Source organism: Candidatus Enterococcus moelleringii, assembly GCF_017377575.1.
Lineage (GTDB): Bacteria > Bacillota > Bacilli > Lactobacillales > Enterococcaceae > Enterococcus_A > Enterococcus_A moelleringii.
Genome location: NZ_JAFREM010000013.1, coordinates 143,499 through 167,522, shown reverse-complemented (window position 1 = coordinate 167,522; position 24,024 = coordinate 143,499). Strand labels below are relative to the sequence as shown.

Genomic DNA, 24,024 nt, shown 5'->3' with positions numbered 1-24,024 from the left:
CTGTCAACGTTTTCTTTTAACAAACTTTAACATATTCTTTCATCGTTTAACTTGAAATAGCTTTAGAAAATCTATATAATGAAGCTAACATCGATTTATAACAAACCTTAACAATGTCCAACAATCTAAGGAGGAACTGTTCTATGTTAAAAGAAGAACGTCAAAACAAAATCCTTTCATTAATCCAACAACACACCTTTTTGACTATTACAGATGTCGCATCACGACTAAACGTTTCTGAAATGACGATTCGTCGTGACTTTAATGAATTAGCAAAACAAAATAAACTGACAAAACTTTACGGTGGAGCTCAGAAATTAGATGTAGAAAAGAAAGAATTATCAACGGATGAAAAAATTCAAAGCCATGTGGATCAAAAAAAATACATTGGGCGGATTATGAATTCAATTATCCGAGACAATTCCATTCTTTTTCTTGGTGCCGGTACGACCGTTCTCCATGCGCTTCCTGAAATTACAAAAAAAGGCCTGTTTATTATTACCAACAGCCTGATTTCCTTTAACTACTTAAAGGACAACACTGATTTTAGGATTCTATTAACTGGAGGCGAATTTATTCCAACGACTGAGGAGTTCATTGGCGAGGTAGCCGTGCGATCATTCGACAATCTCAATATTGATATGGCCTTTGTCGCTACCAATGGAATATTTGAAAACAATATAACCACTGCTCAATTTGACGAAGGTGCGGTACAGAATGCTGCTTTTGCTAAAGCGAAAACAACTTGTGTGATAGCAGATAGCTCAAAGCTGGATGTAGCCGATGTGTATACCTTCCAAAGACTGGACCAAGTAGACTATCTAATTACTGATGACAAAATCCCCCAAGAAGTATTCGATCGTTACAGCAAGCATGTAAAGATACTCAAGGAGGAATATGAGTGATAATAACCATAACAATGAATCCATCTATGGATTTTGCGTATTCAATTGACCATTTTCAATTAGGGAAAATGAATCGTTTTGTTGATCCAACTCAATCAGTTGGTGGAAAAGGCATCAACGCTGGCAGAACAGCAGCTTTATCTGGTTCAAAAGTATTATTAACAGGTTATCTGGCCGGCGAGTTTGGCAAAATGGTAAAAAATTACCTGGTGCGGGAGGATTTATGCAGTCTTGATATGTTAGAGACGAATGGGAAAACAAGAAAAGCGATCACCATCATGCATGATAATAATACGCATACTGAAATAGTCGAAAGCGGTCCTGAAATTTCTGATGTTCAAACAAAAGAATTATTAAATAGAATCAGCAGAAAATGCAAGGAAGATTCCGTCGATTTAATCTGTATTTCAGGGTCCATAAACTCTTGCAACGAACATGTCTACTTAGATATGCTTACTTATATTCGAGAAAATATTTCCAAAACTATTCCGGTATTTATGGACGTTTCGCAACAACAATTAATTTCTCTATTGAAAAGCAAGACGTATAAACCAACCTTTATTAAACCAAATACTCACGAACTTGGGGAAATTTTGAATAAAGATATTTCATCTAAAGAAGAAGCTTTAAAAGAGTTGGAACATCCGCTTTTTGATGGAATAGAGTATATTATGATATCCTGCGGCGAGGAAGGTGCGCTCTGTAAAGTTGGCGCTGATTATTATGATATAACCATCCCAACAATTCCCATTATTAATACAACGGGATCTGGTGATGCCAGTGTCGGTGGTTTCGCCCACGCAGTTGTCAATGATTTTTCCGTTGAAGATACCTTGAAATATTCCATGGCTTGCGGGATGTCAAATGCCCAACATGGTGAAGTGGGAAAAATTGATCCTAATAAAGTCCAAGAATTCTGCTCACAAATACAAGTCAAAAAATTAGTAACGAGATATACACAAAATGCATATTAATCCTTAACCCAACAATAGGTTTTTTCCTAATGTTGGGTTTTTCATGCTTCACCTGTTAAGCAGCCGGATACTTTACTGGAAGAGCTTCTTGATAATGTTGATATGCAGCAAAACTTCCTCTCTTTTGGGGCTGGAGTTTTCTTTTCCCAACCAATTCAACTATCCAATGGGCTGCAATTCGACTGCTTCCACTAGTCTACATACCGTTCGATTAAAATAAAACTCTATTGAGTAATCGTTTACTCAATGGCCATATAGTAGCATTCTACAGTTCTGTTTGTCAATGAAAAAAATAATTCTTTTATTTCCTTGCTGGTTTGTGTAAAATGATAGGGTAATCGTTAACTCAAATGAGGTGTAAATTTGAAAAATATATCAATTAAAGAAATTGCTAAGCTTAGCGGGGTATCAACGGCCACAGTTTCCAGAGTCATTAATAATAATGGTCGTTTTTCTGAAGAGACGCGGCAAAAAGTGCTGCGTGTGATGGAAGAAACCGGCTATCAAATGAATTATTCCGCCAAAACGCTGCGGATGAATAAAAGTTTTTCCATCGGGATTTTGGTTCCCGATATTACCAACTACTTTTTTGCGAATGTAGTAGAAAAGATCGAGACGATTTTGTTTGATCAAGGGTACTCTACCATCATCTGTAATACGGGAAGAAATGTTGAGAAAGAAGCTGCCTACCTTTCCATGCTGGAGGGAAAAATGATCGACGGCTTAATTATTATTTCTGGCGCCGATGAGTTTGAATTCCAGGTGCAAAATGATAAAAAAACGATTCCTTACATTTGTATCGACCGAGAACCCAAGGAAAAAAATAAAACGGTATTCGTTTCTTCTAATCACTACCAAGGCGCCTTCGAAGCAGCCGAGCATCTTTTGCAGCAAGGAGTGAAGCACCCGATAATTGTCATGCATCAGCGCAACTCCTCCAGCGCCAAAGAACGCTTAGACGGTTTCAAGGATGCGTTAAAGAAGAACAATTACTCCTTTAACCCAGACAAGCATCGGCTTGATTTTAACCTGGATTCAAGTCACGATAAGAAAAGCTTGCAGGAATTTTTGCAGCAGCAAAATGACGTGGATGGACTATTCGCCATTAATGATGATATTGCTTTAAATATTTTGGATTATCTTAGGGAGTTTGAGGTTGCAGTGCCAGCCCAGATGAAAGTAATCGGCTTTGATAATGTGCCGGCCGGTCAGCATTCAGCTCCCCGCCTCACTTCAATTAATCAAGATACTCAGAAAATTGCTGAAATGGCGACAAGCTCCCTGATTAAACTAATCGACGGCAACAAGGAGATTCAAGGGGAAATTTCTTTGGTTCCAGTGCAATTGATTAGAAGAGAATCTACCTAAGCTGCAGCATAAAGTTTCTACTGGCTTTTTCCGGTTTCCACTGGATTGAGCCAGTATTTGTTTTTGCCAGCTTCATCGCTTTTTCCTTCTAAAGCAACACCGTAAATTCTCCTTCTTTTTGACATTCATTCTTTTTGTATGTACCACTTTCTTCTATTATAATAGTTTGATTATTGTACTTTTCGATTACTTCGAATCCTCAGATCAACAGCTTCTTTTTTACCTTTTTGATAATCCCAAATCCTTTCTCAATACGTCGTGCGCTTTTGGGTAATCATCCAAAAGCGCGCGCCTAAAGTTTCTTTTACATAGACAACTCTTCCCCGTTGGTTTCAATCACTTTCTTATACCAGTAAAAGCTCTTTTTCCGTTTGCGAGAAAAATCCCCGGTGCCGTCGTCATGACGATCCACGTAAATAAAGCCGTAACGTTTGGCCATTTCACCGGTAGATAACGAAACTAAATCAATACATCCCCATGGTGTGTAGCCGATTAAGTTTACGCCATCCAAAATTGCTTCTCCCATAGCTTCAATGTGCTGCTTAATATAATCAATCCGATAATCGTCATTAATCGAGCCATCTGCTTCAACGACATCCTTGGCGCCTAAGCCGTTTTCCACCACCATCAACGGAATTTGATAGCGGTCGTAAATTTCATTTAAAGCAAAGCGCAAGCCAGAAGGATCAATTTGCCAGCCCCAGTCGTTGGCTTTCAAGTAAGGATTCGGTGCCCCGCCAAAGACATTGCCGGCTGCCAGTTCCTCAGGATCGGTGGTCTGACAGAAGGAAGTATAGTAGCTAAAGGTATAATAATCTACCGTACCGTTGGCTAATATTTCGTCGTCCCCTTCAATTTTTTTGATTGCGATATTATTTTCGTCAAAGTAGCGCTGAGCAAAGCTTGGGTACGCTCCGCGAACTTGAATATCGCCGCAAAAATGATTGGACATTTGCATCGCTTTTTGATTAGCCAGTACATCCTCTGGACTTGGTGTCAAAGGATAGCTGGTAAAGTTGGCCAACATACAGCCGATTTGGTAATTTTCATCGATAGCATGACCTAATTGTACTGCTTTCGCACTGGCTACAAACTGATGATGCAATGCCTGAAAACGCAGCTGCGGAATGTCGACTTGGTTCATGTAATCAATCGTGCCTTTATTAATAATCCCAGCTTCCTGCAAATTACCTTGAGGCATGGTAGCGCTGTTGATTTCGTTAAAGGTCAGCCAGTATTTCACTTTGCCCTTGTAGCGTTTGAATAAAACTTCGGCATAGCGGACATATAAATCAATCAGCTTGCGTTCCACCCAGCCGTTGTATTTAGCAGTTAAAGCAAAGGGCATTTCAAAATGAGAGATAGTAATTAGTGGTTCAATACCATGCTTCAAACATTCGTCGATCACTTGATCATAAAATTCCAGCCCCGCCTCATTGGGTGTCAGCTCTTCGCCGGTGGAAAAAATTCGCGTCCAAGCAATCGAAAAACGATAGACCTTAAAACCCATTTCTGCAAACAAGGCAATGTCTTCTTTGAAGCGGTAGTAATGATTGATAGCATCATGAGAAGGATAAAAGGTTCCTTCCTCCAACACAGGAGTAATTCGTTTATTTTGCTTATAAGAGCCACCGGTACAAATATCCGAAATAGACACGCCTTTACCTTCTACTTGCCAGGCACCTTCTACTTGATTGGCTGCGGTCGCGCCGCCCCATAAAAATCCTTTTGGAAATACACTCATTTTACTTTCCCTCTTTCTCTACTATATGGATGTGAATAGCGTTCAAATATTCTTTTTTAAACACACCAAGTCTATACATTGCTTCAATCAAAAAATCTCGCATTTACCGCATAAAATACTTACGATAAATGCGAGACGCCGATTAATGAACTGAACTGTATACTTGATCTGCTTTAAATACAATATCAGCACTATCTTTCAGCTGGTCAATAACTTGCATCACAGCATATGAATGTTCTAAAAGTTTGTCAGCTGCTGCGTGATCATCGGCCAAAAAGATTTTGGCAAAAGTATCGACTTCATAAAACCACCAATTTTCTTTGTCTTGCAAATTCACATTTTCGCTTTCCTTGCCGATACAAAGATCATAGCTGCGAACCCCATTAATGCCTTCTGGAATATTGATATAACCTTGGTCCCCTTGAATTTGGAAATAGTTCATGCTTTTAGAATCTTTGGCACCGATACAGACACAAGGCATATTCTTATAATGAAGCATCGCAATTCCCGCCAAATCAATGCCATTTTCATGTTTTCTTGTTTGGTATTCCACCCGTTCCGGCAAGCCAAACAAATCGATGATGCCGTGAAGATTGTAGATGTTGATATCCATTAAGGCACCGCCTGAGAAAGCTGGGTTAAACACATTAGGCAGTTCGCCTTCTTTTAAGGCAGCATATTTACTTGAATACTGAGAGTAGTTGGCTTGAACCAAACTAATTTCCCCCAGTTCCGGCAAACGTTTCTTAATGTCTTGAAAGTTTGGCATATGGACAATAGTAATAGCTTCAAACAAGAACAATTGATGCTGTTTCGCATAATCAATCAAATCCTTAGCTTCGCGGCTGTTTGAAGTAAAGGGCTTTTCACAGATAACGTGTTTACCGGCTTCCAAAGCAGCTTTAGCAATTGGATAGTGCAAGCTGTTGGGTGTAGCAATGTAGACCGCATCCACATTTGGATCACTATATAAACTTTCTAAGGTAGTATGAACCGTATCCACCTTGATAATTTTTTCAAATCCGCTAGTTACTTCTTCATTTCGTAAATAAACTCCTGTAATTTCCGCATGATCGCTTAGGCTCACTGCTTCCGCAAACAATTGAACAATAAAACCTGTTCCCACGGTACCAATTCTCAATTTCCGACTCATTATATGCATGCCTCCATTGCTTCTTCAATTATTTTCATATCTGCCAAGACTTCTTCATCGGCCACCAATTTTGGTGCCTGATTGATGATGGTTTCGTACAATCCATCATAAATTCTGCCGTAATCAGTTGGTTGGCTAGGGATTTTTTCGATATGGGTCTCGCCCTGCTCGTCCACGTATTCCATGACGCCCCAATCACTTTCATCTTCTACTTCCAGCTTCACCTGAATCGGTTCTGTGTAAGAAGTATCCGAATTGTGTTTGCCGCCATATTTAATAAAGCTGCCATGATCCCCATGAACAATAAATCGCGGATACTTGGTTTTTACTAAGTAGTTGGTTTTTACTATAGCTTTCATGCCGTCATAAAATAAATCGATATCAAAATAATCATCGGCCCCACTATCAAAATAGACACTGCGCACATCATATTGACATCTCTTTGGCACACCCAGCATTGAAACAATTTGGTCGGTTGTATGAATTCCTAGACCGGATACTATCACCATTTCTGGTTCTGTTAAAAAGTGCTCCTGGCGGAAATAATCGTAATGGGATTCAATTTCGATTAATCGCCCAAGCTTGCCGCTGGCAATTGCATCCTTCACCGCCAAACAATCAGTATCAAATCGGCGATTGTGGTTAGGCATCAAGGTTAATTCTTTTTCTTTCGCATATTCCAATAAATCTTTAGTTTCTTCATAGTTCATGGCAATTGGTTTTTCCACTAAGACATTTTTGCCTGCATCCAAAGCCATTTTTGCATACATCACATGGGTAGTATTAGGGGTGTTAACAACAATCAGATTGACTTCCGGATCCTCCAATATATCCTCCAGCCGACTGGTAAAGATATAATCCTTGTACAAAGCTTCCCGTTCTTTTTCCCCTTCAAGTGCCCGATCTTCTTCTCGGCGATAAATATATTTAACTTTCACCTTATCTTTTCGTAAATTTACGTAGGGCAAATGATAGCGGATTACGCTATTGCCAAAACCAATATATGCTGCGACTAACATCAACATCTTCCTCTCATAAGTTCCATTATTATAAAATAGCTAATAACCATCTTTTTCTAACTTCAAATTTGCAGCTAGTGGATTTGCATAATATCCATTCCCACCTGCACGTCACTTTGATCCATCACTTCAACCGATGAAAATTCTGATCCATTGGTTACTACCGTGATTACTGTATCTAAATAACCCGCTTCTTTTATGACAGCTTGGTCAATTTCCAAAAGCAGCTGTCCTTTTTTAATCTTGTCTTTAGCTTTCACATGCGCTCGGAATCCTTTTCCATTCAAATTAACCGTGTCAATACCCACATGAATGAGTATTTCGACGCCCTGTGCTCCTTTTATCCCTAGCGCATGCAGGGAGTCCATTAGCGTGACAACTTCCCCATCAATCGGGGCATAGATTTTTCCTTCCTGCGGGTCAATTCCGCAGCAGGGACCAATCGCCCCTGAGGAGAAAACTGGATCGGAAAGCTGCTCCATTTTAACCATTTTCCCTGTGGCACTGGCCCCAACAGCAATGGGAAAGCTGCTTTTACCTCTATTTTTCAACTTCTCGAAAAAGTTCATTTGTGCACCTCCTATCGCGTTTTGAAACTTCTCAAATAATGGCTGTAGGCGCCTAACAAGTTGGCTTCGTTAAAGTATTGGCAGGCAACCACCTCGGCCTTTCTTACCTCATGGGGATAGACCGCATAGAAATAAGCTAAATTTTTCTGAATATACTCCAGTAATTTCGGTTGTCGGCTGATTCCACCGCCAATCGCAAAGCGCTCCGGATCTAAAACAAACTGTAAATTCATGATCATTCGGGCTACTTCTTTAGTAAAGTGGTCCAATACTTGGATCACCAATTGATCCCCGGCTTCCACCCACTCAAACAGCTGCTCTCCGCTTACTTGCTTTATATTTTTCACCTTTGAGACCATCTGCAGCAGCTTTTGATTACCGATATTTCCCCACTGCAAATTTCTTGTATCATCCAGATGGCTATTTAAACTGAGATAACTAAGTTCCCCAGCAGCATTGTGGGAGCCGGAATACACCTCATTGTTCAAAATCAAGGCTCCACCAATACCAGTTCCCAACGCAATCACTACTCCATTACTGCAATCCTTTAACGCACCCCATTGGGATTCTGCCAAAGCGGCACACTTGGCATCGTTCATAATATAGACCGGAAGCTGACACCTTTTCTCCAGTTCTTCAACCAGATGCAGGCCATTGGCAAACTTGAGGCTTCCGGCATCAATACAAATGCCCTGTTGAGAATCAATGATCCCTGGAACAGATAGGCTGATCGCATCTACTTGATCTTTAAAAGATTCAAAAATTTCCTCTAAGCATGTTAGATAGGTTTCTACTCCATCATAAGGAGTAGGCACTTTGCCATAGTTGCTGAAATTTAGGTTGGAATCAATCAGTGCATACTTGATGGAGCTGCCTCCGACATCAAAGCATAAACAGTTAGGTTTTTCCTGCTGCATCGTCATCTTATCCCCCTAAATTCTCTCCATTGGATTCAATTACTTTTTGATACCAATAAAAGCTGTCTTTTTTGTAGCGATCAAAATTGCCGGTTCCATCATCCTGCCGATCGACATATACTAGGCCGTAACGTTTGGACATTTCCCCGGTTGAGGATGAAGCCAGATCAATACAGCCCCATGGTGTATAAGCAATCAGTTCAACCCCGTCATGAATCGCTTCCTTCATAGCTGCGATGTGTTTTTGCAGATACTCAATTCGGTAGTCATCATGGATCGAACCGTCACTTTCCAAGGTATCGTGAGCACCTAGCCCATTTTCAACCACCATCAGCGGCACATGATAGCGTCCGTATAATAGATTCAGCAAATAGCGCAGACCATCTGGGTCCATACTCCAGCTCCAAGCCGAATATTCCAAATAAGGATTTTTTGCTCCCATGGAGAAGTTGCCTTTGCCATCCATTTCAACATCTTTGTCTGTTGTGCAGCTGGAACAGTAATAGGAGAAGGAACAAAAATCGACTTTGCCACGTTTTAACTGCTCTAAATCGCCTTCCTCCATCTTGATAGCCACATTGTGCTCAGCCCACAGCCGGTGGGCGAACTCGGGATATTCTCCGCGAATTTGCACATCTCCACAATAGAACAAATCCTTTTGATCTTTTTTCATCATAGTGATCATATCTTTAGGATCACAGGTTAGCGGGTAGCTGGCTAAGCCACAAATCATGCAGCCGATTTGATAGTCTTCTGAAATAGTACGAGCCTTCTCAACAACGATGGCACTGGCCAGCAGTTGATGGTGCAGCTTTTGATAGCTTTCCTGATACACTTCATCGGAGGCTTCTGCTATCATGTCCAAAATAGCTAAGCTGTTGTTGATTTCATTAAAGGTCAGCCAGTATTTTACCAAGCCCTTGTATTCCCGCATGACCGTTTCGGCATAGCGGACAAAATGATCTACTAACTCACGATTCAGCCAGCCCCCTAATTCCGTAATCAAGTACAGCGGATCATCAAAATGTTCCAAGGTTACCAAAGGTTCGATTCCATACTTTTTCAATTCAAGAAATACATCGCGATAAAAATCTAACCCTTTTTGGTTGGGTGATTCTTCGATACCATTGGGAAAAATCCGTGGCCAGGAAATCGACATTCGGAACATCTTAAAACCCATTTCAGCACATAAAGCAATGTCTTCTTTGTATCGGTGATAGAAATCATTTCCGACATGGCTGGGATAAATCTCATCCTCCACTGGAGAAAAGTAAGCACCTTCTGGCAAATCCGGCAGTTTCCCAGCAAAGTAAGGAACTTTCACCGGGGTTCCGTCTTTTAGTTTGTAGGTTAATTTTCGTTGTTCATTCACCGATCCTTGTGAACGCATGTCCATTAGAACCGGTCCGCGTCCATCTTGGTCCCAGGCGCCCTCTGCTTGAACTGCAGAGATGGCGCCTCCCCATAAGAAATCTTTTTTAAATGTTGGCATACGTTCATTTCCTCCAAGTTGATTAGTTTTGAGTAGCAATATCTGCTTCTGGCGCTTCTTGTTTATTCAGGTTTTTAGCATCTTCCAAGTCTTTTCCTTCATCTTTGTAGGTAACGAAAGTTAGAACAAAACCGCAGATGAAATGAGTAGCAATTACGATAAGCACCGGCAGGATCTGTGGATTCACCGGATCAAGCATACCTAGAATGGCGAAGAATCCCGTACCAGTAAAGGCATAACCGGTTACTCCTAGAACCGCAACCATGGCACAGCCGACAGCCGCTGCAATACATGATACGACGAACATCTTCATCCGCGGCAAGGTTACTCCGTAAATGGCTGGTTCAGTAATTCCGAACATGCCGGAGATAAATGCTGGTAAAGCTACTGATTTCAATTTTGGTGATTTTGTCTTCATATACATAGCCAGTACTACAGCACTTTGGGCGAAGTTTACGAAAATGCACATTGCCAGCAGTTGATCGGTATTGCCAGCTGCTAAGTTCATAAACATGAAAGTTGATGGCACACCGTGAATCCCAAAGACAATCAAAATTTGCCAAATGGCTCCAAACACTAGGCCGCAAATAATCGGGTTGAAGCCTAACAATGCGGTAATTCCATCATTGATTCCCACACCCAACACGTTGGCGACTGGGCCGATAATCAGAAATCCTAGCGGAATCGTAATTAACAAGACAATTGCTGGAGTTAAGAAACCTTTGATCATCATTGGCAAATGCTGGTTCAAATAACGTTCAATCGGAACGGCTAAGGCGACGATGAAAGCCACCGGCAAGAATGTACCGGTATACGTCGCATTGACTACATACCCAAAGAAATCTAAGTCCACCCCGTTCAAGGTCGGGTAACACAAGATCGCACCAATCAAGAAGCCTAAAAACGGCGAGCCGTGTAGATTTTTAGCTAAATTGTAGCCTAGGGCAATCGGCAGGAAGAAGAAAATAGCATCTCCCATTCCGTTCATTAAAATATACAGACCACTTTCTGGCGGGACAAAACCGGTCATACTAATCAAGGTAAGGAAACCTTTGATCAACCCGCAGGCACAAATCAAATTCACAATTGCTTGCATCGATGCCATAATGACACTTAGCACGCGAGAAAAAATATTTCCTTTTTTTCCTTCATCATCCAGATTTTCTTCAACAACTTCTCCTGGCTTCAATCCGGCTTCATTACAAACGGCGTTGTAAACAATCGCAACGTCGTTTCCGATAACCACCATATATTCTTCTGAGTTCGTTACTACTGAGATTACGCCTTCGGTTTCTTCTAAAGCACTGGTGTTAGCTTTGCTTTGATCCTTCAAACTAAATCTTAGCCGAGTATAACAGTGTCTTAGGCTGCGAATATTTTCTTTGCCGCCAACCTGTTCAATAATTGCTTTTGCAAGTTCGGTTTTATTTTTATTGTTTTTCATCGTTTTCTCCTCCTGTTTGTCGGTTTGAACCTTTATCTTCAAACGATTGCGCAGTAATTCTACTTCTTCCAATTCCTTCATTTGTTGCAGATCTGCAAGTGAAACTAAATTACGATCTTTTAGAATTATTACCAACGTGGTGTCCATCATCTCTGATCGACTCACGTTTTCTTCACCGCCAATATATGGCAGAATTTTTTCAAGCATGCTTTGTTTGTCCATTTTCGGGTCCCCATTTCAAATCATTTCATTTAACCTTTATGCCAGCCAACGCGCGCCATTGGGTAGGCATAAATAAAGAAAATCCAGAGTAAATCATAAGCAGAATACCGTTTCTGCCTATGATTTACTCTGGATAACGCCCCATTACGGGTTAACGCTCCATATACATGGTTGCTTATTCATTTTTTTCTTGTATTCGATAAATATGCAGCATCAAGTAGAAAATTTCTTCTTCACTGCAGGTCCATTGCCAAGTATTTTTAAAATAATTGCTGACTTGTTTGGCACATTCATAATAGTTTGGATATTCACGGGCGATTTTCTTCAACATGTGGGCATCCTGTTTTTGGATACTTTCACCAGTCATCAACCGCTGAACTAAATAATTCAAGTGTGTCGCAAAGCGGGAAAATTGATAACTGTTGATATCAATTTCAATTCCCAAATCTTTTTCAATAATCTGGTGAACATCTGAGATCACCTGCGTGCGAGTCATCATGGAATGCATATCCGAAGCGGATGATTCCGCATTGATCAGATGCAACGCAATGCTGACTGCCTCACTTTCTGGGAGTCGGATGCCTAATTTTTCTTCTAATAAATCAATCCCCTCTACTCCAAGTGCATATTCTTTAGGATAAAGATAGCGAATATCATAGGCTAAGGGTGTATTAATGTCCATTCCCTTTTCAAACCGCTCGATAGCAAAGTTTAAGTGATCCGCCAGCGAAAACGGCAAATTCGGATTCAATTCACAATCCAGCTTCAGCTCCGCCTGTTCTGCAATCGCGGCGCTGGCTTCAATGATCATAGATGGCAAGCTTTCGATAATAGAATAGTACTTTGCATTGACATCGTAAAACGTTCGTTCGATTCGCTCCAAAGGAATGTCGCAAGGGAATTTGCCAAAGCCAACCCCACGTCCGTATATAATCATTTCAACATCATTATTGTCCTTGCATAAAGCAAAATTATTATTAATCTTCTTGATTGCTCTCATTGGACGCTCCCTCCTTCCACGAAAAAAAACTCTTAGCAGCCACTGATCCCTCATCAAAAACAACAGGTTTCGTCATCATGATTATGGTAGTGCCTCCTAAGAGTAACAATCCATATTTATTTACAAGCAAATCATAGCAAACCCCGAAAGCGTTGTCAACAACTTTTTTTGAATTTTCCAATTATTCGTGCTTTCGGGATTTATCATGGGTTTCTATTTGTTTAATCGTTAGACAATCGTTTTCACTCTTCTTTTCCACCCTTACACCAAACACGGCGGACTCATTCTTTTTCACTTTTTATACTACAGACTTCTAGCAATTCGTCGGACTTCTTCTTGCTTTTCTTTGGTTTTTGCTTGGCTGCCGACTGCCTTTATAATACCCATATCTTCAGCCCGCATATGATGAATGATGGCTTCTTGATAAGTTTGAATTGCCGAAGTAAATCCGCTGCCGCCAGCGGTCAAAAATAACGCCGCTTTTTTCAGCTTTGGTAAGCGTTCAAAGGAGTACATCCGTTCAATTGCGCAATGGATTTGGCCAGCCAGGGAGAAATAATAAATTGGCGAGGCAATCACCAGCATCTCGCATTCAGCCATCAGAGGCAGCACTTTTTGCATGTCATCTTTTTGAATACAGTTGCCCGTTAATGTTTTACGGCAGGCATCACAATTTTTACAGCCGCGAATGTCCATCCGCCCGATCGGCTGCAGAGAAATTTGGTGTCCGTTACTTCGTGCTTCTTCCGCGAAAGCTTGGGACAATGCTGAAGTGTTTCCGTTAGTTCTTGGACTTCCATTTAATAACAATATATTCATATGAAACCTCCTTCCAACACTCTAAGAGGAGACTTAGCCCCTCTTAGAATATTAATTCAATTCCGTTTCAACTTTGCTGCTGGCTAAGCTGGAATATTTACCAATGAGTCCTCTAAAGAAATCAATCAGTGGTCCTAAACCGCCGGCCAAAATAATCGTGCCGAAACTGATGGGGCCTCCCAGCAGAAAAGCCACTAGAGACATAGTGCAATCCAGTCCAATACGGTAGGCAAAGGTTTTGCCACCAAACCGCTTGACTAGAATAAAGGAAAAACAATCGTAAGGAACCATCCCCATTTGGCTTTCGATATAAAGAGCCACTCCGAAGCACATTACCGACATTCCTACGATGAATATGAGAATATTAGGAATCGCCAGTAATTGAAAATGGACATCGGGAATGATCGTATCGAAAAAGCTGATAAAATAGCCGATACATACCATAGTAAAAATTGTGCCGATTCCGATAAAAGAGCGACCCGTTAGTAAAATAATCAGGATCAAAACGCTGTTCACCAGCAGGGTCAGCGGCCCTAAATGAATGGACACCGCCTCGGATAGTCCAATGCAAAAAGCGTTGAAGGGATCGACTCCTAAACTGGTTTTTTTGCATATCACCGTTCCTAGGCTGATAATCAGAACTCCCAACACCAACATCAGCAGCTTTTTCTTTTTTATTTTTTTGATATTCTCCAATCCCTTCTATTAATCCCGTCTTAACTAAAGCTGCATCTACACAGACAACTCTTCTCCGTTGGTTTCAATCACCTTTTTATACCAGTAAAAGCTCTTTTTCCGTTTGCGGGAAAAATCCCCAGTGCCGTCATCGTGGCGATCCACGTAAATAAACCCATAACGCTTGGCCATTTCACCGGTAGATAAGGAAACTAAGTCGATGCATCCCCACGGTGTATAACCGATTAAATCTACACCATCCAAAATCGCCTCACCCATTGCCTCAATGTGCTGCTTAACGTAATCAATGCGGTAATCGTCGTTAATCGAACCGTCTGCTTCTACTACATCCTTGGCCCCTAAGCCGTTTTCCACCACCATCAAAGGAATTTGATAGCGATCATAAATTTCATTTAAGGCAAAACGTAAGCCGGATGGATCAATTTGCCAACCCCAGTCGTTGGCTTTCAAATATGGATTGGGCGCCCCGCCAAAAACATTCCCCGCGGCTAGTTCTTTCGGATCAGTTGTTTGGCAGAAGGAAGTATAATAACTGAAGGTATAGTAATCAACGGTTCCTTCGGCTAATATCTCATCGTCGCCCTCCATCTTTTCAATCACAATCTTGTTCTCATCAAAATAGCGCTGGGCAAAAGTTGGGTAAGCTCCCCGAACTTGAATATCGCCGCAAAAATGGTTCGACATGCGCATGGCTTTTTGGTTGGCCAACACGTCTTCAGGATTAGGTGTTAAGGGATAGCTGGTAAAGTTTGCCAGCATACAGCCGATCTTATAGTTTTCATCAATGGCATGTCCCAGCTGAACTGCTTTAGCACTGGCTACAAACTGATGATGCAACGCCTGGAAGCGCAGCTGCGGAACGTCGACTTGGTTCATATAGTCAACAGAGCCTTCATTTAAAATTCCGGTACCTTGAAGATTTCCTTGCGCCATCGTAGCGCAATTAATTTCATTAAAGGTCAGCCAATATTTCACTTTGCCCTTGTAGCGTTTGAATAATACTTCGGCATAACGAACGTACATTTCTACCAATCGACGATCAACCCAGCCGTTGTATTTCTCGGTTAAGGCATAAGGCATTTCAAAATGAGAGATGGTAATCAATGGCTCAATACCATACTTCAAACATTCGTCGATCACTTGATCATAAAATTTCAGTCCCGCTTCATTTGGCTCCCGTTCTTCTCCGGTTGGAAAAATCCGCGTCCAAGCAATCGAGAAGCGATACACCTTGAAGCCCATTTCCGCAAACAAGGCAATGTCTTCCTTGAAGCGGTAGTAATGGTTGATAGCGTCATGGGAAGGATAAAAGGTGTCTTCCTCTAACACTGGCGTAATTCGTTTATTTTGATTATAGGAACCGCCAGTACAAATATCGGAAATCGAGACGCCTTTTCCATCTACTTGCCAGGCACCTTCCACTTGATTGGCCGCTGTTGCGCCGCCCCATAAAAAATCCTTTGGAAACTTACTCATTAGTTTTCCCTCTTCCTTCTCTATGCTTTTGCTTCTTTGTCATTGAATACGACAAAGGCGATAAAAAATGATACAACGAAAGGCACTACGGCCGCTAAAATTGGATACAGAAAACTAGGATTTTCTGGTGAAACCATCCCCAACAAGGACACCACACCCATCCCAGTAAAGTTGTACATGGTCATGCCAGACAGCATCACGATCGCACCGGAAGTCATAGCTCCAATACAAGAGACAACAAACATTTTGATGCGCGGCAGCGTTACCCCATAAATTGCTGGTTCCGTCACTCCGAAAACGCCTGAAATGAAGGCCGGCAATGCGATACTTTTTAGTTTTTGGTCCTTTGTTTTCAAATACATTGCTAATACAACACCGATTTGCGCAAAGCTTGGGAACATAACTATCGCCATGACTTGATCGGGATTTCCAGCTAATACATTCATGAATGAAAATGAGGTCATAGCACTATGGACCCCGAAGAGCACCATAATTTGATAGGTTCCAGCAACCACCATACCTGCCAATAGAGGTACACTATTTAATAGGAAGGTAATTCCACTATTAACCGCGCCACCAATGGCATTCACTGCTGGTCCGACAAATACAAAGCCCAAAGGAATCACAATCAACAATGTCAAAACGGGTACTAAAAAGCCTTCCACTGCACCTGGAATGTAGCGCTTCAGCACCTTCGAAATCGGAATCGCAATCGCTGTAATGGCAATTACGGGTAAGAAGGAACTAGTATAGGTAGCATTAATTGCTTGTCCGAAGAGATTTATATCCACTCCGTTGACAGTTGGATAGCATAAAATCGCACCAATAACCAAACCAAGAAACGGTTCTCCACCTAAATGTCTTGCTAGGTTGTAGCCTAGAATAAGTGGCAGGAAGAAAAATACCGCATCTCCCATCGCATTCATCACCACATAAAGTCCACTGTCAGCCGACAAAATCCCGGTCATGGTCAAAATCGTTAACAAACCCTTCAACACCCCGCCGGCACAGATGTAATTTAAGGCCGGGCTGATACTGCCGACAATCGTGTTTAACACCTTCACAAAAGGATTGACCTTTTTATCGCTTTTTTCCTCCGAAGCTACCGCAGTATCTCCATCTAATCCTAACTGTTTCCGAATGGCCTCGTACACGTCCGCTACTTCATTGCCGATGACTACCATGTATTCGCCGCCGGCTTTCACTACCGAAATAATCCCATCGGCATTTTTTAAGACATCATCGTTGGCGATAGTTTCGTCTTTCAGTCGGAAACGCACCCGGGTGATGCAGTGGCGCATGCCTAACACATTTTCTTGTCCCCCGACATTTTCTACGATCGTTTGTGCAATGTTGGTGTAGCTCTTTTTCCCTTTTGCCATTTTCTTTTCCTCCTGATTAAGTATTATTTTCAGCCGGCTGTTGGTTAATTGAACCAGCTTAATTCCTGCGATTTTTTCTAACTTCTTGATCTCGATTAAACTGCGGTCCTTCACGGTGATGTGCAGCTGCTCATGATCTTGTTGATACAATTTGATATTATCGTCCCCACCGCAGTATTGTTTAATTGCTTGTTCCATTGAAAAACCTCCTTTGGCAAACTTGCCTGACGGAAATAAAAATACCCACGACAAACTAAACGCCTATAGGGCTTTCAGTCTGCTGTGGGTAATGCTCCTTTTTCAAGGGTGACACGCCAGCGAGCAAGGTGTTTATTCACTTTTTTGTTTCATGCGGTTGATGTGGAGCATCAAGTAAAGCAGCTCTTCTTCGCCGCAGTCCCACTTTTGGGTTTCGTTAAAATAATCGGCGACTTTGCGGGCGCAGATATAAACTTCCGGATATTCTGCCTTCATCGACTGAAGCATGATGGAATTGGCCTCATCCGCCGGCTTGCCGTTTTGCAAGCGGTGAATCAAATAGCGTAAATGGGTCACCAGTCGAGAATATTGAGCAGAATCTTCGTCGATTTGAATCGTTAATTCTTCTTCGATCAATTCTTTAATCTCGGCAATAATTTTCATCGTCAGCATCGCCGAATGCATATCCCCGGTCTCCAGTTGTCCAGTGATTAAATGCAGCGCAATGTTTACCTTCTCACTGTCCGGCAAACGAAGGGTTGTATAATCTTGAATAATATCTAATGCTAAAATTCCCAACTCGTATTCTTCCGGGTACAAATGGCGAACGTCGTAAGCCAAGGGAACCGTAATATCGATCCCCTTGCGCATCCGCTCAATAGCAAAGCTGATATGATCGGCTAAGGTAAAGGTCAAATTGGGATTAAACTCGCAATCCAGATTGATCTCAGCTTGTTCGATGATGTCGGCACTGGCTAAAATAATTGGCTGAGACACTGCGGTAATCATGTCCACATACTGATTATCTACGTCATAAAAGGTACGTTCAATTTTAGAAAGGTCCGTCAATTCATAAGGCATTTTATGAAAGCCGACGCCCGTTCCCAGGATAACGATTTCATTTCCGTGACTGTCAATTGCCAAGGCGGCATTATTATTAATCTGCTTTACTACCTGCACATTTTTCCCCTGCCTTTCCAATTTGTAACAGTCGCGGGATTATTTTTTAACAAGCTCCAGTACCTTCGTTTCGCCAGCAGTTACCTCTTCGGCTGCTAATACCGTTACGTCAAATTCACTGCTATTAGTGACAATCATCGGCGTGGTCAAAATGATGTTTTTGCCCAGTAATTCCTCACGAGCTACTTGCAAAATAGGGGTTCCTTTTGTTACCGTGTCCCCTTGGTCAGCTAATTTCGTAAATCCTTCGCCACCTAGATTGACTGTATCCAAGCCAACATGTATCAAGACTTCTGCGCCATCCGCCGTCTTCATGCCGAATGCGTGCAAGGAATCAGGAAACATGGTAATTTCACCATCAATCGGGGCATAAATTGTATCCTCACTTAGTTCAAAGGCCACGCCCTCTCCCATCATTTTCGAGGCAAATACTTCATCCTGGACATTTTCCAGAGGAATCATTTTTCCGGTAATTGGTGCGTATAATGCTGCCGGGCCCGTCTTTTCAACTGTTTCCTTCTTCTTTAAAAAGTTAAACATGCTCATCCATCCTATTCTTTTAAATTTGATAAAAAAACTCTTCGCAGACTTCCCCACAACAAAAGCAACTGATTGCTTTGATGTATCAGCGGTAAAGCCTCCGAAGAGTAACTCTCATTGATTACAGTTTATGATACATTCAATTTTGCGGTTGCCATCAATTAATCTGGCTAATTTTTACCAAGACTGGCTCGTTGGTCCAATGGTAAATTCGTTCACATTGGTGTCCTCTGGTTGATTGATAGCAAATTCTACCACGTTCGCCACCCGATCCGGTGTGATTCCGTATTGTTCATAGAGCGCTGTTGCTCCGGTCAGCGTAGCTTCATCGGTGATAGCATTTAACAGTTCAGTGTTGATGGCTGCCGGATAGATGGTTGATGTCCGAATATTGGTTCCTTCTTGGGCTGATTCCATCCGCAAGACTTCCATCAAATTGCGGACCGCCCATTTGGTGGCTCCGTAAACGGCACCGCCAGGGTAATTTTTCAATCCTGCTACCGAAGAAGTGGTAATAATTTGTCCTGATTTTTGTTCAGTGAAGATTGGTAAAACCGCAGCAATCCCATTTAACACACCTTTGATATTGATGTCTACCATGGCATCCCATTCGTCAACTTTTAATTTCGACATTGGTGAATTAGGCATGATTCCGGCATTTAGGAACATGACATCGACTTTGCCGAATTTCTCTTGAGCTAATTTTACTAAAGAAGCATTATCTGCTGGCTTAACGACATCCGTTACCTGATAAACAGCTTCACCGCCGTCTTTTTCAATATCTGAAACAATTTGTTGCAGCTTGTCTTCGCGGCGAGCACCTAATACCAGCTTGGCACCTTTTGAAGCTAACAGTTTTGCGGTGGCTTCCCCGATTCCTGATGAAGCCCCGGTGATAATGACTACTTTGTCTTTAATTGACATGTATTTTCCTCCTATTAGTAAATGCAGCTGATTTTACAGCTTGAGTTTGTAAATTAAATAGTCTAAACAATCAATTCGCTTTTGTTGCCCGTGCACTTCTTTCTTCAAAACTTCTTTGTGCTTTAAAAGCAGTTTACGCTGATTCGCAGTTTTCTCTTGATGAAAATCCTTCAAAAACTCAGCAATAAATTCAGGACTGCAGCCTGAATCCTCTAAGGTCTGAATAATTTTTCCTATTGGATCTGTTGCATCTGCCACAGCTTCACCACCTTTTAAGAAGTTTTTGCGATTGTTAGGAGATGGAAATTTGCTTTTACGTAACCTCCAACTGATCGCTGTTTCTTGTCTACATGTATAGAGTAAGCGATTTTACACAAAACATCCAATATTTATATCTTATACCCAGGTATTCTTTTCAGGAATACCCGATTATGGTATGCTTGGTTTGAAAGCAGGTGGAAGCATGGATATTAGAGTATTGAAGTATTTTTTAACCATTGCCAGGGAAGAAAGCATGACAGGAGCCGCTAAGTTCCTCCACGTCACTCAGCCCACACTATCCAAACAAATCAAAGAATTGGAAGAAGAACTAGGCAAACAGCTGTTTATTCGCACGAATTATAAAGTGAAGTTGACAGATGAGGGGATGCTGCTGCGGAAAAGAGCGGAAGATATTTTAGAAATGGTGGAAAAAACCAAGACCGAGTTTTTAACTATGGATGATATTACTGGTGGGGATGTCTATATTGGGGGAGCGGAAACCGATGCTTTCAAAATTTTCTCGCAAGCAGCCAGTGACTTGCAAACAGATTATCCTAACATGTGTTATCACTTATTTAGCGGCAATTCCCACGATGTGATGGAACGGCTGGATCGTGGGTTGGATGATTTTGGTATTGTGGTTGATCCGGTAGATTTATCAAAATACGACTATCTTACTTTACCAAATAAGGATACTTGGGGCGTTATTATGAGAAAAGACAGTCCTTTAGCAGCCAAAGAGTCGATTCAAGCGGCGGATTTGTTGGATGTTCCCATCATTATGTCCCGCCAAGCCAGTGAGCAATCGCTGCAAAAAAATGAATTTGCGGAATGGTTTGGAAAGTATTTTGAAGAATTGAATATTGTTGCGACCTTTTCTTTAAGCTTCAATCCGATCATTATGGCCCGGGAAGGCTTTGGCTATGTTATCTCCTTCGACAATATGATTAATACGATGCCGGAAAATAATTTAACCTTCCGTCCATTAGAACCAAAGCTGGAATCAGGCCTGCATATAGTTTGGAAAAAGTATCAAGTCTTTTCCCCGGCAGCGGAGCTCTTTTTGAATACCATTAGAGCAAAATTTGAAGCATAAGCTATAGTGAAGAACATCCTGCGGGGTGTTCTTTTTTTGCAGTGGAAAAGCCACAGAAAAGATCCTTCAGCGTAATAATTTGGTGTACAAAAAAACTCAACAAGTTTGCTGAGTTTAGACGTTTATTTAAGCAGTGGTGAGATGAATAATAGCAATCCAACGATCATCTTAATCCCAGCATCTATAGCAACTGTAGAGTAGATGGAAATTTGTTCCTTTTGAAATGAAATAAAGCAGTTCACTAATAGTAAAGCCGACAAGATGTACGCATACATTGAAAAGAACGGGATGAAATGAATAGCAACTGCGCTTAGTATTCCAGTGATCAATTTTTTATCCCCTTTGTTGGATAAAATTTGAAAGTAGAAATAAGAAGAAATGATTCCTATTGCTAAAATTACCAATGACCAAACATTGAAAAATTCTTTTCAGTAGAAACATGCAAGATTTCTTTCAAAGAATCATTGCTTAATACACCAAAGATGCCTACTGCGTATAAAATACCGAATCCAATCCAAGAAACATTTAAGTTTTTCGTTTTGTAATAAATGATATCGAAAACTGCCATTGCCAACCCAATCACTATCAAGAATAAACCAACAATTTGCATAAGCAACTCCCTTTGAACAGAATAGTTAATTTAGTATATCACAAAGAAGATTTGCCTGATCAGGCAAAATAAACGTGGGGTCGACTAACGATGGATATCACAGATATAAATGATGGCAAAGCTAACGATACAAAGTCAAAAGCCCGTAGATAATTAGTAAAATGCTGAGAAGCAAATTGATTGAGAATCCTATTCTGTTGTTCGTGTTTAAACCATTTCCGGAATTTTTGTATTTTGGAATAAAAACGCGATTGTTCGGCAGGAAGTATCTTCCGAAATCTCTTTTGTTACTAATCAAAGTAGGTATTTTGACTATCACCCAAAGCATCAATAAGAGACCTAGAATAAGTAGTTCCACTAAAATCACCTCGTAAATTAATAGCTGCATTATATCAAAATGGTGTTATCCTGTCAGTTAGTCATGGGAAATAAGGAACGTTCAATAAAAATCCCACCAACCTATTGATTGGTGGAACGAGTCATCCTCCTCAGAGCATTAAAAACTCCATAAATATATAGTATCAAAAAATATTATTGAAAACTAGCTGAGCATTATGATCTAAACACCCCGCGTAATTTGTAAAGAAAATCGACTAACCACGAGGATTACGGAGTAGTAAGAAGATAAAAAAAGATAGCACTAAAATCGCACTATCTCTTAGAAGCTATTTTTATTTTTCTGCCAACTTATTTCTAGTAGAATTCTCATCACTAATAAAAAGACTACAAAACAAAATATAATTAATTGAGGACGGATATTGATTCTTGTAACAAAAGTAACTAAAAGAATTATTAATGAGCAGCAGCCAACAGCTAGCCAAGTTTTTCCAAGAAAGCTATTGGAAAATTTGAGGTACTCTTCTTTCTTTTCTTTGCGAAATAGAAAAGTAAAATCACGCCAAGGAACATTAGGGGTAAGTATTGAAAGACTACCAAAAAAACCGAGAGCACAAAAAGCAAAAAGTAGAAACTGTACTTGACTCATTCTAAATCACCTCAATCTCTTTCTGTTAATTATATCATTGCCAAAAAAATTAACAAGGGAATGCAATAGTAAGTGATTGAAATAAGTCAGTTAACTCAGCATAGTATGGAATTATGGATATATTAAGCACTTCTGCAAAATTATTGACGAAGTGTCTGAGGGCTAACTAAAATTAGTATTACTTTATTGATTTATCATCGCATACAAAAAGACCAGATGCTTGGTGAATACTAATTTTGATTGTAAATTTTTAAACCTTGCTTCAATCCAATATAAAAAAATGCGGCTATTGCTATCATCATAGGTATTACAGTGACCAGTTCACGATAAATATCATTTTTACTTAGAAAGTCTCTGTCAGGATTAGGAAATAACAAAGTAGCGATTGAATCCCAGAATGAGTGGAAATTAGATAGAAATACAACAAATGAAATGAGTGTCAAAAGCAACCAAAATACAACTACAAAGTTAGTTTTTTTCATATGATAATCCCTTATTAGAATGAACTTCCTAGAAAACCCAGGTAGTACCAGATGCTACTAATTGAATTCATTAGATGGAAGTATCATCATAGTATTTAGGAAAAACATCTTTATTTTTGTTACGTGCTTTTACGTAAATGCGTCTGTCCTTAGGAACTTTTTTCCTCTTTTGATTTACATACAAGATATTTAAGTCAAATGACATCTTATCCTCCTCACACCTCACTCAGCTACAAAGGACTCGATTATCTCCGTATAAAGCGCCGCATTCTTATCAAAAACCGCAGGCGATTCCATGAGCATAATCGCAACATAATCGGTGTCGGTTTCTAAGAAATAGCGGCGAACTTCCAGCGGCTCTCCCTCGGATGTTCCTGAAAAGCTGTAAAGCTCCCCGGAATAGTGGGCAGTTTGATACGCTGTTTCTTCGATACTGTCCTCAGCTAATTGAAAATCGATGTCGAGGGAAACTTGCTCCTTTAGAATAAATTTGAAGGTATCGAATTCAAAATCATCCTCTTTTTTCATGCCGTAAATACTTAGTTTATTGTTATCCTGATCATCATAAGCGCGAAACGAAGTCTCCCCCGTCGAAGCCGTCCAGCTGTCCAACAGACTGATGCGATAATTCGTTCCATCAATTTCAAAATCAGCGGCTTTCAGCTCATACTTCTTTTCCGAAGTTGACTCGGCCGCCTTTTCCGACCCAGCATTTTCATTCCCGCTGCTAAAGCCGCACCCTGATAAAATTCCTAGCATTATTGCTAAAACAATCCACTTTTTCATTT

General features: G+C 40.8%; 25 protein-coding genes. 4 read left to right on the top strand and 21 right to left on the bottom strand.

From position 1 onward, the window contains the following. Positions 1 to 143: 143 nt before the first annotated feature. From JZO70_RS08860 to JZO70_RS08850, 3 genes are all read left to right on the top strand, one after another. On the top strand, positions 144 to 905 hold the full coding sequence (locus JZO70_RS08860; RefSeq protein WP_207673197.1) for a DeoR/GlpR family DNA-binding transcription regulator: 762 nt from the start codon (positions 144 to 146) through the stop codon (positions 903 to 905). Further along, positions 902 to 1,879, top strand: coding sequence for a hexose kinase (locus tag JZO70_RS08855; protein WP_207673196.1), 978 nt, complete (start codon positions 902 to 904; stop codon positions 1,877 to 1,879). Before JZO70_RS08860 ends, JZO70_RS08855 begins: the two co-directional genes overlap by 4 nt. Before the next feature lie 363 nt (positions 1,880 to 2,242). Then, the gene (locus tag JZO70_RS08850) at positions 2,243 to 3,247 is read left to right on the top strand and encodes a LacI family DNA-binding transcriptional regulator (RefSeq protein WP_207673195.1); all 1,005 of its coding nucleotides are present in this window, start codon (positions 2,243 to 2,245) and stop codon (positions 3,245 to 3,247) included. 304 nt (positions 3,248 to 3,551) lie between these two features. Here JZO70_RS08850 and JZO70_RS08845 read toward each other — a convergent pair whose 3' ends face one another. From JZO70_RS08845 to JZO70_RS08770, 16 genes are all read right to left on the bottom strand, one after another. Further along, positions 3,552 to 4,991, bottom strand: a complete 1,440-nt coding sequence (locus JZO70_RS08845) for a glycoside hydrolase family 1 protein (RefSeq protein WP_207673194.1) — start codon at positions 4,989 to 4,991, stop codon at positions 3,552 to 3,554. A 142-nt stretch (positions 4,992 to 5,133) separates the two neighbouring features. Continuing rightward, the gene (locus JZO70_RS08840) at positions 5,134 to 6,144 is read right to left on the bottom strand and encodes a Gfo/Idh/MocA family protein (RefSeq protein ID WP_207673193.1); all 1,011 of its coding nucleotides are present in this window, start codon (positions 6,142 to 6,144) and stop codon (positions 5,134 to 5,136) included. Continuing rightward, on the bottom strand, positions 6,144 to 7,163 hold the full coding sequence (locus tag JZO70_RS08835) for a Gfo/Idh/MocA family oxidoreductase (RefSeq protein WP_207673192.1): 1,020 nt from the start codon (positions 7,161 to 7,163) through the stop codon (positions 6,144 to 6,146). The genes JZO70_RS08840 and JZO70_RS08835 overlap by 1 nt, the downstream gene beginning before the upstream one ends. A gap of 74 nt (positions 7,164 to 7,237) precedes the next feature. Then, positions 7,238 to 7,732: a PTS sugar transporter subunit IIA gene (locus JZO70_RS08830; RefSeq protein WP_207673191.1), complete on the bottom strand. Its 495-nt coding sequence runs from the start codon at positions 7,730 to 7,732 to the stop codon at positions 7,238 to 7,240. An 11-nt stretch (positions 7,733 to 7,743) separates the two neighbouring features. Continuing rightward, positions 7,744 to 8,655 carry an ROK family protein gene (locus tag JZO70_RS08825; protein ID WP_207673190.1) on the bottom strand — a complete coding sequence of 304 codons (912 nt, stop codon included), beginning with the start codon at positions 8,653 to 8,655 and terminating at the stop codon, positions 7,744 to 7,746. A 1-nt stretch (position 8,656) separates the two neighbouring features. Further along, positions 8,657 to 10,141, bottom strand: a complete 1,485-nt coding sequence (locus JZO70_RS08820; protein ID WP_207673189.1) for a family 1 glycosylhydrolase — start codon at positions 10,139 to 10,141, stop codon at positions 8,657 to 8,659. 22 nt (positions 10,142 to 10,163) lie between these two features. Continuing rightward, positions 10,164 to 11,807: a PTS transporter subunit EIIC gene (locus JZO70_RS08815; RefSeq protein WP_207673188.1), complete on the bottom strand. Its 1,644-nt coding sequence runs from the start codon at positions 11,805 to 11,807 to the stop codon at positions 10,164 to 10,166. A 175-nt stretch (positions 11,808 to 11,982) separates the two neighbouring features. Further along, on the bottom strand, positions 11,983 to 12,807 hold the full coding sequence (locus tag JZO70_RS08810) for a PRD domain-containing protein (RefSeq protein WP_207673187.1): 825 nt from the start codon (positions 12,805 to 12,807) through the stop codon (positions 11,983 to 11,985). A gap of 303 nt (positions 12,808 to 13,110) precedes the next feature. Further along, positions 13,111 to 13,626 (bottom strand): flavodoxin family protein, encoded by a 516-nt coding sequence (locus JZO70_RS08805; RefSeq protein ID WP_207673186.1) that lies wholly within the window; start codon positions 13,624 to 13,626, stop codon positions 13,111 to 13,113. 51 nt (positions 13,627 to 13,677) lie between these two features. Continuing rightward, positions 13,678 to 14,322, bottom strand: a complete 645-nt coding sequence (locus JZO70_RS08800) for a YczE/YyaS/YitT family protein (protein WP_207673185.1) — start codon at positions 14,320 to 14,322, stop codon at positions 13,678 to 13,680. 36 nt (positions 14,323 to 14,358) lie between these two features. Next, positions 14,359 to 15,798, bottom strand: a complete 1,440-nt coding sequence (locus JZO70_RS08795; RefSeq protein WP_207673184.1) for a glycoside hydrolase family 1 protein — start codon at positions 15,796 to 15,798, stop codon at positions 14,359 to 14,361. A 20-nt stretch (positions 15,799 to 15,818) separates the two neighbouring features. Beyond that, on the bottom strand, positions 15,819 to 17,378 hold the full coding sequence (locus tag JZO70_RS08790) for a PTS transporter subunit EIIC (RefSeq protein ID WP_207673183.1): 1,560 nt from the start codon (positions 17,376 to 17,378) through the stop codon (positions 15,819 to 15,821). A gap of 132 nt (positions 17,379 to 17,510) precedes the next feature. Then, positions 17,511 to 18,338, bottom strand: a complete 828-nt coding sequence (locus tag JZO70_RS08785; protein WP_207673182.1) for a PRD domain-containing protein — start codon at positions 18,336 to 18,338, stop codon at positions 17,511 to 17,513. Between the two features lie 39 nt (positions 18,339 to 18,377). Further along, positions 18,378 to 18,878 (bottom strand): PTS sugar transporter subunit IIA, encoded by a 501-nt coding sequence (locus JZO70_RS08780; RefSeq protein ID WP_207673181.1) that lies wholly within the window; start codon positions 18,876 to 18,878, stop codon positions 18,378 to 18,380. Between the two features lie 177 nt (positions 18,879 to 19,055). Next, complete coding sequence (locus JZO70_RS08775; protein WP_207673180.1) at positions 19,056 to 19,802, bottom strand: SDR family oxidoreductase; 747 nt, start codon at positions 19,800 to 19,802, stop codon at positions 19,056 to 19,058. A gap of 33 nt (positions 19,803 to 19,835) precedes the next feature. Further along, positions 19,836 to 20,060, bottom strand: coding sequence for a MerR family transcriptional regulator (locus JZO70_RS08770; RefSeq protein ID WP_207673179.1), 225 nt, complete (start codon positions 20,058 to 20,060; stop codon positions 19,836 to 19,838). Positions 20,061 to 20,265: 205 nt separating this feature from the next. Between JZO70_RS08770 and JZO70_RS08765 the strand changes: the two genes are divergently transcribed. Next, the gene (locus JZO70_RS08765) at positions 20,266 to 21,159 is read left to right on the top strand and encodes a LysR family transcriptional regulator (protein ID WP_207673178.1); all 894 of its coding nucleotides are present in this window, start codon (positions 20,266 to 20,268) and stop codon (positions 21,157 to 21,159) included. Between the two features lie 122 nt (positions 21,160 to 21,281). Here JZO70_RS08765 and JZO70_RS08760 read toward each other — a convergent pair whose 3' ends face one another. From JZO70_RS08760 to JZO70_RS08745, 5 genes are all read right to left on the bottom strand, one after another. Then, positions 21,282 to 21,563, bottom strand: a complete 282-nt coding sequence (locus JZO70_RS08760; protein ID WP_347565116.1) for a DUF6609 family protein — start codon at positions 21,561 to 21,563, stop codon at positions 21,282 to 21,284. Further along, on the bottom strand, positions 21,557 to 21,769 hold the full coding sequence (locus JZO70_RS08755) for a hypothetical protein (RefSeq protein ID WP_207673176.1): 213 nt from the start codon (positions 21,767 to 21,769) through the stop codon (positions 21,557 to 21,559). Before JZO70_RS08755 ends, JZO70_RS08760 begins: the two co-directional genes overlap by 7 nt. 658 nt (positions 21,770 to 22,427) lie before the next feature. Next, positions 22,428 to 22,754: a hypothetical protein gene (locus tag JZO70_RS08750; RefSeq protein WP_207673175.1), complete on the bottom strand. Its 327-nt coding sequence runs from the start codon at positions 22,752 to 22,754 to the stop codon at positions 22,428 to 22,430. A 552-nt stretch (positions 22,755 to 23,306) separates the two neighbouring features. Then, positions 23,307 to 23,441, bottom strand: coding sequence for a hypothetical protein (locus JZO70_RS22600; protein ID WP_278252602.1), 135 nt, complete (start codon positions 23,439 to 23,441; stop codon positions 23,307 to 23,309). 17 nt (positions 23,442 to 23,458) lie between these two features. After that, positions 23,459 to 24,022 carry a hypothetical protein gene (locus tag JZO70_RS08745; protein ID WP_207673174.1) on the bottom strand — a complete coding sequence of 188 codons (564 nt, stop codon included), beginning with the start codon at positions 24,020 to 24,022 and terminating at the stop codon, positions 23,459 to 23,461. Between the last annotated feature and the right edge of the window lie 2 nt (positions 24,023 to 24,024).